The 12,362-nt window shown below is 63.0% G+C and carries 10 protein-coding genes; 2 read left to right on the top strand and 8 right to left on the bottom strand.

Annotated features, from left to right (window positions below; genetic code table 11):
- Window position 1 precedes the first annotated feature (1 nt).
- Window positions 2-1,909 (top strand): conjugative transfer system coupling protein TraD, encoded by a 1,908-nt coding sequence (gene traD, locus F1002_RS19895; protein ID WP_150430791.1) that lies wholly within the window; start codon window positions 2-4, stop codon window positions 1,907-1,909.
- Entirely contained in the window at window positions 1,906-2,529 is a 624-nt protein-coding gene (locus F1002_RS19890; protein WP_150430790.1) for a DUF4400 domain-containing protein, read from the top strand. The genes traD and F1002_RS19890 overlap by 4 nt, the downstream gene beginning before the upstream one ends.
- 255 nt (window positions 2,530-2,784) lie before the next feature.
- Here the strand turns inward: F1002_RS19890 and F1002_RS19885 are convergent, their stop codons facing one another.
- The 8 genes from F1002_RS19885 to F1002_RS19850 form a co-directional block, all read right to left on the bottom strand.
- Window positions 2,785-4,230 (bottom strand): hypothetical protein, encoded by a 1,446-nt coding sequence (locus F1002_RS19885; protein WP_150430789.1) that lies wholly within the window; start codon window positions 4,228-4,230, stop codon window positions 2,785-2,787.
- Window positions 4,231-4,557: 327 nt separating this feature from the next.
- Entirely contained in the window at window positions 4,558-5,067 is a 510-nt protein-coding gene (locus F1002_RS19880) for a hydrogenase maturation protease (RefSeq protein WP_150430788.1), read from the bottom strand.
- Window positions 5,064-6,428: a hypothetical protein gene (locus tag F1002_RS19875; RefSeq protein WP_150430787.1), complete on the bottom strand. Its 1,365-nt coding sequence runs from the start codon at window positions 6,426-6,428 to the stop codon at window positions 5,064-5,066. Before F1002_RS19875 ends, F1002_RS19880 begins: the two co-directional genes overlap by 4 nt.
- Complete coding sequence (locus tag F1002_RS19870) at window positions 6,406-7,074, bottom strand: DUF6084 family protein (RefSeq protein ID WP_150430786.1); 669 nt, start codon at window positions 7,072-7,074, stop codon at window positions 6,406-6,408. The genes F1002_RS19875 and F1002_RS19870 overlap by 23 nt, the downstream gene beginning before the upstream one ends.
- Window positions 7,067-7,255 carry a DUF5947 family protein gene (locus F1002_RS19865; RefSeq protein WP_150430785.1) on the bottom strand — a complete coding sequence of 63 codons (189 nt, stop codon included), beginning with the start codon at window positions 7,253-7,255 and terminating at the stop codon, window positions 7,067-7,069. The genes F1002_RS19870 and F1002_RS19865 overlap by 8 nt, the downstream gene beginning before the upstream one ends.
- Before the next feature lie 124 nt (window positions 7,256-7,379).
- On the bottom strand, window positions 7,380-9,182 hold the full coding sequence (locus F1002_RS19860) for a nickel-dependent hydrogenase large subunit (protein ID WP_150430784.1): 1,803 nt from the start codon (window positions 9,180-9,182) through the stop codon (window positions 7,380-7,382).
- A gap of 39 nt (window positions 9,183-9,221) precedes the next feature.
- Entirely contained in the window at window positions 9,222-10,286 is a 1,065-nt protein-coding gene (locus tag F1002_RS19855) for a hydrogenase expression protein HypE (RefSeq protein WP_150430783.1), read from the bottom strand.
- A 333-nt stretch (window positions 10,287-10,619) separates the two neighbouring features.
- A complete protein-coding gene (locus F1002_RS19850) occupies window positions 10,620-12,350 on the bottom strand; it encodes a hypothetical protein (protein ID WP_150430782.1) in 1,731 nt (576 codons plus the stop codon).
- Window positions 12,351-12,362: the final 12 nt, after the last annotated feature.

The raw sequence follows: 12,362 nt of genomic DNA, 5'->3' as shown, positions 1-12,362 counted from the left end.
GATGCTGGTTCGCCGCTACGAGATGCCCTGGCGCCGGGCCTACGAGGTCTATGCCGGCATCACCTGGTGGCTGGCGCTGGTCTATTTCGTTGGAGTCGGCGTGACTGGCGCCCTCCCCCGGCAATTGTCCCTGCCGCTGGGGCTTGTCTGCTTGGCGATGGGCGCTTTTCGGGTAACCCAGGCCCTGCGCATGCTGGTCTTGCGGGCGTCGCTGGGCGGGCGCGGCATCGAGGTCATCGGCACCGATGACCTGGCTCGATGGTGCAAGGACCCGGCGTCGGTGTTCCTGGGGTTCGGCTTCGAATGGCGGCCCGTGCATTCGCAGCGGCTCTACGAGCTTGCAAAGATCGACTACCGCGAGTACGCGGTGTCGCCGCGCCTGCTGCGGCTCTTGGGCTACGACAACAAACCCCAGCCAGACGCCGAGATCGGCCTGCCCTATATCCATGGCGTCGAACCCAAGGAAGGCCCATTGCACCGGCCGCTGCAGAACTTCGAGGGCGGCACACTGCTGGTGGGCACTACCCAGTCCGGCAAGGGAGTGGCACTGGCCAATCTGATCACCCAAGCGATCCGGCGCGGCGACGTGGTGATCGTCATCGATCCGAAGAACAGCCGGCGCCTGAAGCGGGTTGTGGAGCGCGCCTGCGCGGACTACCGCGAGCCGGACACCTTCCTGGAGTTCCACCCGGCCTTTCCGGAGCGGGGGGTACGGCTTGATTTCACCTTCAACTGGCAGAAGCCCACCGAGATCGCCTCGCGTATCCAGTCCATCATGCCGCCGGACACGGCCGGCGCCTTCTCGGCCTTCGGCTGGGATGCCGTCAATGTCGTGGTGCAGGGCCTGGTCGAGATCGAAGAACGGCCGAACCTGATGAAACTGACCAAGTACATTGAGGGCGGCATCGAGCCGGTGCTGGAGAACTCGCTGCGCCGCTACTACGACCAGACCCTGGGTGCCGGCTGGCGCGAGTTACCCGAGATGAAGAAGCTGCTGCACGATGCCCACCGCGGTAACCTGAAGCGGCCGTCGGAGGCCGCGAGCGCCGATCTGATGGCCTTCGTCGCTTACTACGAGCACCACATCGCCCAGAACCAGCGCAACAAGGTGATCGACGCCCAGGTGCGCACATTCCGCCACAATCGCGAGCACTACCAGAAGATCACCGCCAACCTGCTGCCCATCCTGTCGATGCTGACTTCGGGCGACCTGGGACGCAGCCTCTCGCCCGATCCCTTCGACGCCGACGATAGGCGGCCCATCATGAACTTCGAGAAGATCGAGCGCGCCGGCCACGTGCTCTACATGTGCCTGGACTCCCTGCCCGATCCTTCCGTCGCTTCGGCCATCGGCGCCCTGGCGCTCGCCGACCAGGCGGCCCGGGCCGGCATGCGCTACAACCTGGGCGGCTACCGACGGATCGCGCTCTTTGTCGACGAGGTTTCGAACGTCATCAACCAGCCGCTGATCGAGATCCTCAACAAGGGCGCCGAGGGCGGCATCTTCACCACCTGCGCGATGCAGACCCTAGCGGACCTGGCCAAGCGGCTGGGCAGCGAAGACGCGGCGCGCATGGCGCTGGGCAACCTCAACAACCTGATCGCGCTGCGCACCAAGGACCGGCCGACCCAGGACTTCGTGGTCGAGACCTTCGGCAAGACGGCGATCCATACGGTGCGGGTGGGACTGAGCCACGGATCGGATGCCCACCTGGGCGACTTCTCATCGAGCTATTCCACCCAACTCACCGAGAGCTTCGAGGAGATGGTGCCGGCGGATGTGCTGGGCAAGCTACCCAACCTCCAGTACTTCGCCTCGGTATCGGGCGGACGGATCATCAAAGGGCGTTTTCCGATCCTCGATCCCGATACGGATTCGCGCCGCGCCCCGGAAAAGGCGGTCGCATGATCCGCGCCGTCGCCGTGTTGTCGTTGCTCGTCCTGCTGGTCCTGGTGCTGTACGTGCCGTCGGCCCATCCCCCGGAACGCTTCCTCGCACAGCTACGCGCCGAGCATGAAGCGGCCACCGCCTACTGGGGCGCCGCGCCCGCCACCCGTATGCTGGATCGGGCGATGCGCATGCAAGATTCGACGGCCGAAGTCACGCCGATTCCTACCGCGAAGGATGCGCCTTCTCCAGCGAGCGTGAACGGCGCGGTGTCCCGAGAGATGTCCTCGGTCAACCAGCGCCTCTTCAACAACGCCTACTTCCGCTCGGTCGATGCGCTACTGCTGCTCGCCAGCTTTCGACTCTCCACCCTGCGGGAATGGATGCCCTGGCTGGCGGTATTCGTCTTGGCTGCAGTCGTCGACGGCGGATTCGCGCGGCTCATCAAGGCCAAGGAGTTCCTCCAACACGATCCGGAGATGTTCGCGTTGTATGCCAGCCTGGGGATCGTCACGCTCTGCGCGACGGTCGTTGGCTTCGTGCTGCCGGTGACGCTGCCTCCGCTGCTGCTGCCGTGCGTGCCACTTGTGGTCGGGGTGCTGGCCGGACGGGCGCTGGGGTGCTTTCACCGACGTGGGTAACAAGCAATCCCAGGCCGTGCAATCAGCAGGCGGAAATTTCGGTTGCCGACGTTCTCATGCTAGCGTTGTCGGAATGGGGATGAACGGTTCGACTTTCTCGACGAGGAATTCGCTTCTCAAGTGTCGGCAGTGCCTCGCGAGCGCACGCTTGTCCCAGTCCACGCAGGCGATTGATCATAGTCCAACTCGTCCAAGTCACGGGATTTCTTGGCCCCGCGGCTTGGGTCGTGCTGACCAATCATCAGGGTGTAACTCTCACACTGACGCTACCCTATATGCATTGATCGGGACGACGTTTCTGGGAAAAGAAACGTCGCGTCGATACACTGCGGAGACCATCTGCCAGGCGGCGTCAAAGCGATCGCTTTGGGCGAGAGCGCGGAAGGTGAGGATGGCTTGGCCGCCATCGGTAGTCCAACGCTGTCCGGAGCGCTTCATGCGCTGGGTGACAAGGGTCTTGCAGGTGGCTTCGACGACGCCGGAACCGATCGGCAGATTCTGGGCGCGCAGCCGCGCATAGTCCATGCGCGAGCGATTGCGTCGGAAGTACGTCAGTTCCTGCTTGAGCGGACCGCAGCGCGGCTTGCGTTTGTGGTGATAGGCCAAGGTGCGGATCACCTTCTCAACACCATCGTCGACTTCCAGCAACACGTGTCGGTACTCGGCGAAACTGGCGCGGGCCTTGACGGACGCCTCGCCGTAGGCATGCTCGAAGGCACGCTTCAGATGTTCGGCAGCGTGATAGAAATCCACCACTTCCTCCCCCGGCGGCAAATCCTTGGCCAGGAATTCCCAGTTGTCGCGCGCCCCATCGGCGACTTTGACCAGCCGCAACTGCGGCTGCTGCCGAAATGCGTTTTCCACCTCCGCCACCAATTGGCGCTTCAAGGTCTGCTTCTTCGACTCGGGCATGCGGGCATGACGCACCGTGCGCAAGCGCTCGCCTGTCTTGTCGTAGTGGCTGACGCTGCCGCAACCGACTTCGCGGTGGCCCGCCGGACCGCGGGTTTGCTTCCCTTCCAGCCGGCTCTGCTCCCGGCGGGACTCACGCTGCCCGTCTTTCATCGGCGCCATCACGCCGTCCAGCGACACCGCCAGCACGGCGGCCCCGGCCACCGCTTCTTCCTGCGCCCGCAACGCGTTTTCCCAGTCCTTGCGCCGCGCTTCCCACTTCTCGCTGAGGCCCTTCGGCAAGCGGTCCAAGCTGCTGCGCGAGGGGCTCATGCCGCCCAGCTCACGAAACAAGCTTTCGCTTTCCGCTGGCGTCAGGTGCGTGACCGCCCACACGCCCAGGCGCGCCGCCAACGGCGTGAAATATCCTTCGACGATCCCGGCGCGCCATTCCAGCGGGCATTCGCTTTCCCCATTCGTTCCCACCGCTCGATAGCGGTGCCGCAGCACGCTCACCGGCCCGGCCGCCGTCATGTAGTCGCCGCGGCCACTGACGACCCGCCGGTGGCGTATGCCGTCGATCACCACCTCCGGCAGCGTGACGTCCAGTCGCTCCAACTCCTCGCCGATAAATTCCCGCTCCGCTTCACTGAAGCGCTTGCGGACCTCGCGCTCGAAGGCTTCGAAACCGCCTTCAGCAACACCTCCGCTGCGCCGACGCTCCTCCATAAACTTCAGCAGATTCTCCAGCGCTTCGCCGACAACACGAGTTTCTCCCGTTACCGCACTGACTTTCGCTACACTTCCCATGGGCCGATCTCCGGTGGTGATCTCTCGACAAGACAACTACCGTTTAGCATAGAGATCGGCCCACCTCCAGCCGGGTCAGACAAAATTCGTCTCGATCAACCATGCGTGTCGTCGCAACCTGCTGTTTTTGCAATCAGTCGTAGACCTACACCCAATCATCAGGGTCTCGCGGCGCTCTCACATCAAGCGAATCTTGATGTAGCGCTTGATGTCCCGCAAGTTGGCCAGAACCACGAACACGATCAACAGCACTAAGACGATCCAGAACAGGGTCCACCCGCTCATAGGAAACCTCCTTCGCATCACAATCGATTGTGACGGCAAGTCCTACCTCATATTGCATTTCTTCTGCATCTGCTTCACCATGGATTCGATTAGCCCCACCGCCTCATCCACTGCCGCCAGCACGGGTTCGCTTAGCCCCATCCACCCTTCCTCCCACGGGCGAAACGAGGCCGGTTCACAGGCCACCAGCACGATCCGGCAGCAGCTTCCGCCCATGGTCTGCACAAAACGCAGGGTGCTGGTGGGGTCCATCTGGTGAGGTGAGATCGGCCTATGCTGGAACGACGGATCGTCCGACGTTTCAGGCTCCGGCTCAATCACGTAGAGCGTTCCCGGTCTGCCGCCCTGGCAGGTGGTGTCCACCAGGATCGCCGCCCGGTAATCATCCAGGAGCGCATAGCTCAGGTCGAGCCCACGTATCCCGAAATCCACCACCTCCACCTCGGGGGGGAGCGGACGTCGGGCCAGACGCTGGACGACCTCGACCCCGAAGGCATCGTCGCCGAGGAAGATGTTGCCGATGCCGGCGATGAGGATGGGTTTCTCGCTCACCGCCGCGCTCCGTTGCTGGCGAGCGGCTCGATCTCCTCCGGAGAAAAGAAGAACCGGTGACCGGGCAGCCGCTGCATCCCCAGATCCTTGCCGGGATCCTCATCCACCACCACCGCGATGTGGACTTGGCCCTCCAGGTCGCGTTCGATGCCTTCGACGATGGCCTCCTTGCCCGCTAGCGCCAAGTCCAGGATATCGGCACCGACTCCGGGATGCAGGCGGACGCGATCCCCGGCCTTGAGCTCGACACCACCCACCTGCCAGCGGGCCAGCCGTACCGTGTCATCCCAGCCGATCCAGGCATCTGCCGCATCGTCCGCTCCCGGGCGGATACCGCGCATCGTGCCGTGCAGCCGCTGCAACTGCGCCTGGGACAGGGACCGGGTCCGCTCCAGCAGCGCACGGGCATGCTCGTCCACCGCTGCCATTTCCCGTTGCTCCTGTTCGGTCAGGGTCAAGATGCGCAGTGTAAGCAGTTCGTCGATCTCCGTGCTGTCGAAGAGGCTGCCCGGGCTCTCGGGGGCGATCCGGGGATAGTCGTAGAGGATGATGGAGGAGGAGAACAGAGTATCGGTCTGCCCTGGCTCGCCGACCAATACCGGCCAGGCGCCGATGTTATCGCAACAGGCCGCCGCCTCGCGTAGCGGGCCCGGAGGGTCCAGCAACGATATGAACGCGCCCTGCTCTAGACCAAGAATGGTATGGGTCGACACTAGGGCATGCCGCAAGGCCTGCTCCCGGGCAAGATCCCCGGTCACCTGGGTGAGGTTTTCGACCCGCACCGTGATCCGGAACACATCCGCTACGACTGGCTCCGCCATCATCTCGACATGACCGGCCAGCGCCTGCCAGGTTCGCACCAGCAAGGCCACGACCGCGCCCGTGGCATCGCGTACGGGCTCCACCTCGCGACCACCGGCAACGGCAAAGGGAATCCGCTGAGGGGCGTCGAGTAGTTCATCTAGGCCAAGCCTGGCCACAGCCAGGGTCTGCTCCCGGGCTTCTTGCCAGGGAAAGTAGCGTCGGTCACCGATCTCGAGCAGGTCGACCCCATGCATTGGGGGCTCGACCCCCGCTGCCAGTTCCGGCAGCGGCTGCGGTAGGGCACCGACCTCGCGATCGATGAGGTGTAGGAAGCGCACCAGCATCTGCAGCACCGTCTGCGGTGTCCCCTGCAGCAGGCACTGGGTCTGCAGGCTGTAGGGCTCGGCACCACCCTGGGCCTGGCTGTAGGCTCGGGGATAGACCCCGCCGAAGCTCCAACGCTGTTGGTTCTTCACCGCCGACGGCCGATAAGGGTAGAGGATGTAGCCCTCGTAGAGGACGGCCTCCACGATCTTACTCACTTGGGAGAGATTCATGCTTGGTCAGCTTCTCCGCAGGGCCCAACAGGCGTTCCAAGGTCTGCTCCCAGGTGGCGAGCCCTTGGTGTCGCTTGTACTGGTAGAGTCGGTCGAACACATCCTGGCGCACCACCAGCCAGACGCTGTTGGGGTAGTAATGGGCCATCATCTCCCGCCACATCCCCACGGGAAGACGACAGGAGACCTCCTTGTCCCAATGGATCCGGTCGATCTGCAGGCCACCCCACGGGTCCTCATAGAAGATCGAACCACTGAACAGGAGGGTCAGCGGGACCTCACCCGTTTCCAAGGCATAGAAGTACTTGGTCGCCGCCACGTTGAAGTCGTAGCTGCAGGGGACCGGCAAATCGACCGTACAGTTGCCCTGAAACCGCGGGACCAGCGCGCTGGTCGAGGTCCAGAGCAGGCTGTGCAGAGTCTGGCTCCAGCGCTCGGGGGCACCAAACAGCTCGAGCAGCCTCTCCTGCTCCTGGGGCTCATAAGGCCGCTGCATGGCCTCTATCCGGACCTGACACTGGAGCATGACGTTGTGGATGGGCGTCTCGGTATCGGCCGCGGTTAGCAGCAGCTTGAAGACAAGCTGCGGTGAGGCAGCGTAGCGGGCCACTTCTGCGCCCAGTACCTGGAAGTCGAGCTCAGGCATGGGATCGCAACCCCGGCGAATGCGCACTCGCCTTGAGTCGGGTGAAGAAGCCCTGGATGGCCGCCTCGAACCCCGGTCCTCCGGACAGGTCCTGCCAGTCGGCGCGGATCAGCCCGACCAACTCGTAGCAGCGGTCGATGGCCACCCAGCCTTGGGGTGAAGAGGAATAGGCCGCGCTCATATTGGCGGTAAGCTCTGGAAGGTGCCGGAGACTGGGGTACCAGTCCCGGGTTCCTGCCGTTGCCCGGCGGCCCGTTTGGGTAGGCTCGGGATCGGGACCCGGACCTCTTGGACAGGCCGAGGACTCACGACTTGGACGCCCGGCCGAAGGTGGGCGAGTGGATGGTCTCGAGCGTCCTCCCCTTGCCCAGGTACATATGGACCCCACAGGGCAAACAGGGATCGAAGCTGCGCACGGTGCGCATGATGTCGACGCCCTTGAATTTGCCCATTCCGTTTTCCTCGAAAATCGGTGTGTTCTGCACAGCATCCTCAAAGGGACCCGGTGTGCCATAGATATCCCGCGGGCTGGCGTTCCAAGGGGTCGGCGGGTAGGGATGGTAGTTGGCGATCTTGCCATCACGGATCACCATGTGGTGGGACAACACGCCGCGCACCGCCTCGTGAAAGCCGCAGCCGATAGCCTCTTGGGGGACCTTGAACGCGGTCCAGGTCTCGGTCCGGCCTGCGCGGACCTCCTCCAAGGCCCGCTCGACGAAGTAAAGGGCCGCGGCCGCCGCATACGCCTGAAAATAGGTGCGCGCGCGATCGCGCTCGAGGGTATTGCTCCACTGCGGGATCCGCCACTCGAATTCGACCTCCGGCAGCAACGCGGTCTTCGGCAGATAGATCTTCACACTCTGGCCGGTTGCCTTGATGTAACCGATATCCACCAGCCCGGCCAAGGCTGTCACCCACAGCCTGGCGAGGGCCCCCCCGCCGGTATCCAGCGCCAAGTGATCGCCGCTGCGCTTATCAAGCCAGCGCGGCGACATGACCCAGGTGTACTTGTCGTCAAAGTCGCGCTTCTGCGGCCGTGGAATGGTGGTCTGGTTCCAGGGATGGAGTTGATCAACCGGGTTGCCCAGAGGGTCGGTCTTGACGAATCCTTCCCTGCTCTCCCAGCCGTCATAGAAGGAGCTGCCCAGCAGGATGCGCATCTGCAGGTTGATCTCCACCAGGTCGGTGGTGACCAGGTCGTTGTCAATCACCACGCCCGGGGTAACGAACATGGCGCGCCCCCATTGGCTCATGGTCTTGTAGTCGTAGTCGCAGGCCGCAGGGTCCTGGAACGCCCCCCAGCAGCCAAGCAATACCCGCCGCTTGCCCACCTCCTCGTAGCCCGGCAAGGCCTGGTAGAAGAAGTCGAACAAGTCATCGTGCAGGGGCACCACCTTCTTCATGAACTCGACGTACCTCATCAGCCGTGTCAGATAATCGGTGAACACTTGGACCGTGGCCATCGTCCCCACGCCGCCTGGATAGAGCGTCGAGGGGTGGACATGGCGCCCTTCCATCAGGCAGAACATCTCCCGGGTCAGGCGGCTCATCTGCAGGGATTCGCGGTAGAAATCGCCGCTGAAGGGATTGAGGGCCCGCATGATTTCGGCGATGGTGTGATAGCCGTGCAGGTGGGCATGGGGTGACTCGGTCTGCTCGGCTCGGGCCAGCAGGCCTGGGTTGGTTTCCTTGACCATCTGCTCGCAGAAGTCGACTCCCACCAAGTTGTCCTGATAGAGGCAGTGGTCGAACATGTACTCGGCAGCCTCACCGAGGTTGATGATCCACTCGGCCAAGGGCGGCGGCTTCACCCCGAAGGCCATGTTCTGGGTGTAGACGGCGCAGGTGGCATGGTTGTCGCCGCAGATGCCGCAGATGCGGCTGGTGATGAAGTGGGCATCCCGGGGGTCCTTGTTCCGCATGAAGATGCTGTAGCCGCGAAAGATGGATGAGGTGCTGTGGCACTCGGCAACGCGGCGATTCCCGAAGTCGATCTTGGTGTAGATCCCCAGGCTCCCCACGATCCGTGTGATCGGATCCCAGCTCATCTCCACCAGTTGGTTCGAAGTAATGGTCTTGGTCGGTCCGCTTTCCGGCACAGTGGACATGGTCTCTCTCCCAGGCTTGGCCAAAGCTGCTGCTGTACATCATTTCGCCTTGTAGCCAGTGGTAAGCTCCGCACGCTTGTGGCGCCACTTGGGTTCCTTGTTGAGGGTGGAGTTGGTGAGCCGGCGCAGTGCCCGAATCAGCCGGCCGTACGGTTGGATCAGCTTCGAGGACAGGGCGGCCCCGGGGGGCGGGTCCATGAAGGGCATGAACTTGTCCGGAAACCCCGGCATGGTGCAACCAATGCAGATGCCGCCCACGTTGGGGCAGCCGCCGATGCCGTCCATCCAGCCGCGCTTCGGTACGTTGCACTGCACCACAGGCCCCCAGCACCCCAGCTTGACGAGACACTTGGGCGAGCCGTATTCCCTGGCGAAGTTCGCCTGCTCGTAGTAGCCAGCTCGAGGACAGTTATCGTGCACGCTCCTGTCGAATAACCACTTGGGCCTCAGGGCTTGGTCCAGCGGGATCATGGGGGCGCGTCCGGCGAGCTGATAGAGCAGATACAGGAGCGTTTCCATGAAATTGTCCGGCTGGACCGGGCAGCCGGGGACATTGACGATGGGGATACCGATCTTCGACTTCCAGTCCCACCCCAGGTAATCGGCTAAACCCATGCAGCCGGTGGGATTGCCGGCCATGGCATGAATCCCGCCGTAGGCGGCACAGGTGCCGGCGCCCACTACGGCCAAGGCCTTGGGGGCTAGACGATCCAGCCACTCCGCGGTGGTGATGGGCTGCCCGGTCTTCTCATCCACACCCATGGCAGCCCAGTAACCCTCAGCCTTGATCCGCTCATTGGGGATGGAGCCTTCGACCACCAGGATGAAGTTCTCGATCTCGCCCCGGTCGGCCCTGTGCCACCAGGCCATCCACTCGTCGCCGTTTTCATAGGCGAGGACCGGGTTGTGCAAGTGGACCTTTGGGAGGCCGGGGATCGCCCCCAGGACAATGTCCTCGATGCTGGGCTGGGTGGCGGCGGTGATGGAGATGGTATCGCCATCACAGCCGAGCCCTGCCGTGATCCACAGGATGTGGACTTCTGCCAGGGCCGGTGCGGTCTGGGTCTTGCGCCCATAGGGGATGGAAGATGATGCATGTGCCATGGTGCTCCCTTCTCTGCGATCGTGTGGCTATGGGGGGTCACTCCCCCAGAGTAGCGACTGCGCTCGTGAGCTTTGCAGCGGGTAAGTATCATCCCCCGACAACGCCCCTTTGCTAGCCTAGTCCAGGACACTCTGGAAGTACAAGATCCGTTTGCACATGGGTGGGCAGGGGTTTGCCCGCATCCCGGGCAACCTGGGCGAGCCTGTTACTGTAATGAGGGTCTGTGCAGTCGGACCAAACTCGCGTGAGAGCCGCGTAGCGCCATCTGCTTGAATCGCTGGATCAATGCATAGACCAAGGGGACGCCTTGTTGGGTAACTTCAAGACCGCCCTCACTGGGTTGCTTGCCTGCATTCGAGGAGGAGGCCGGGCGCAAGTTGGCAAATGACGGCGGCCGTTTCCTCGTCATTCAGGGCCCGGGCGAGCGTCGCCTTGTCGAGCACTTCGAAGCTTCCATTCCGTGCTCGGGCGTAGACGGTGTCGCTCGCTGCGTCCGCGAAATTTACGACCGCGATCCGCCTGACGCATTCTTTCAGAAAGCCGGCGTTCCAGACGACGTCCATGATATGCGCCGCCGGGTAGACCTCCTCGCGTGTGCGCGCATTCACATCGATTTTTTGGTAACGCTCGATGTTGATGAACGCCACCGGATCATAAATCGTGATCTCGGCCCGATTTCCGAAGGCGATGGTCTTTGGAAACGTCCCCTTCGGCACCCGGTTGTCCAGAAAGAAGTAGCGGTACGCGGGGCGTGGGCTGGCAAGCCACTTGAAGAGGATCTTCGGCATGCCCGTGTAGGCCTCGACGCTGTGGCCGAGGAAGTCCTCCACCGCCTTGTAGCGTCCGCGCTCGACCGCCCGCTGCCAGCCGCGCTCGACCGTTTCCTCGGGAGGCGTGACGACAAAATACATGTACAAGGTGTCCACGTACTTGGCGTAGGTATCGTGCAACACCCGGGCGACCGACTCGGTGGAGAAGCTGTCAAAGCGGAACCGATCGACAAAGAAGTGCGGGATTGCCTGGGCCCGGTTGGCCTTGTCGCGGATGTAGCGGTCGAGTTTACCGTCGATGACCATCAACTCGCGGCCGGTCAGGTGGCCCGCGTACTTGTAAGCCGGGCCGAGGGACCCGTAGTCGAGAAGCATGCGCCGCCAGACATCGGGGCTGATGGTAACGTAACCGTCCGGTTCTATTCCTTGCTCGCGCATCATCTGTTTGAGCATCGGCCGCAACGAGCTCTTTCCAGCAGCCGATGCGCCTTTGACGCTGATCAGGATGGGCGCCGCACGATTGGGAACGCGGGTATAAGCCTCCCGCTCGATTGCCGCGTCGATGAACGGCCCGATCGCCTGACCAATGAGTTTGCTGCCATAGCTGTTGCAGACGTGCCGGCTTACCAGCATCGCCAGCAGATCCCGGTTCGCGCCGAGGCTTCCGTGTCGACCGGCGATCGCACCAAGAACGCGGTACAGGCTCTTGAATACAGCCCGTCGCAAAGGGTCGTCCGTTGAAAAACCCGCCGCCTTGTACCCCAGGATGACCCGGTGCTCGTGCTCTGCAAGCGATTCGGGAGGTCGCGGCGGCTTTCTTTTGGGCCGCCGCAAGAGATTGAACGGGAATGGCCACGATTCTGGCTGCACGGGCGGCGGATAGAGGGTTTCTTCGAGTATTTGCCGTACACAGGCATCGGCGCGCAAACGCAGATCGGCGTAGGAGCATTCGATTGCCTCCATGTGGGCCGCGATGTACTGATCACGGATCTGCCCGGCAATCCGGCGGAAGTTGCGGCCGAATACTTCCTCGGTCGCGCCTTCGCTCACGGCGATGTCCGCCGTAACCCGTATGATGACTTCGTGCAGCGCCAGCCGCGCCGGACGAAACACCGTCAGTTCCTCGTACGGCAGACCGGTCAGGCCCGCGAGTTCCTTGACTTCATCGGGATTGCTGGAAACGCACTCCGGGCGGAAGATTGTCTCCAGCGATCGAAACTCGCCCGGGATTTCCGTGCCGATGCCTGGATTCCATGCAGATCCGCCGTCAGGGCAATGATTCGTTCCGTCCATCACATCGCGAAA

This window comes from Dechloromonas sp. CZR5 (assembly GCF_008711155.1).
GTDB lineage: Bacteria > Pseudomonadota > Gammaproteobacteria > Burkholderiales > Rhodocyclaceae > Azonexus.
This window is presented reverse-complemented; position numbering and strand designations above follow the sequence as displayed.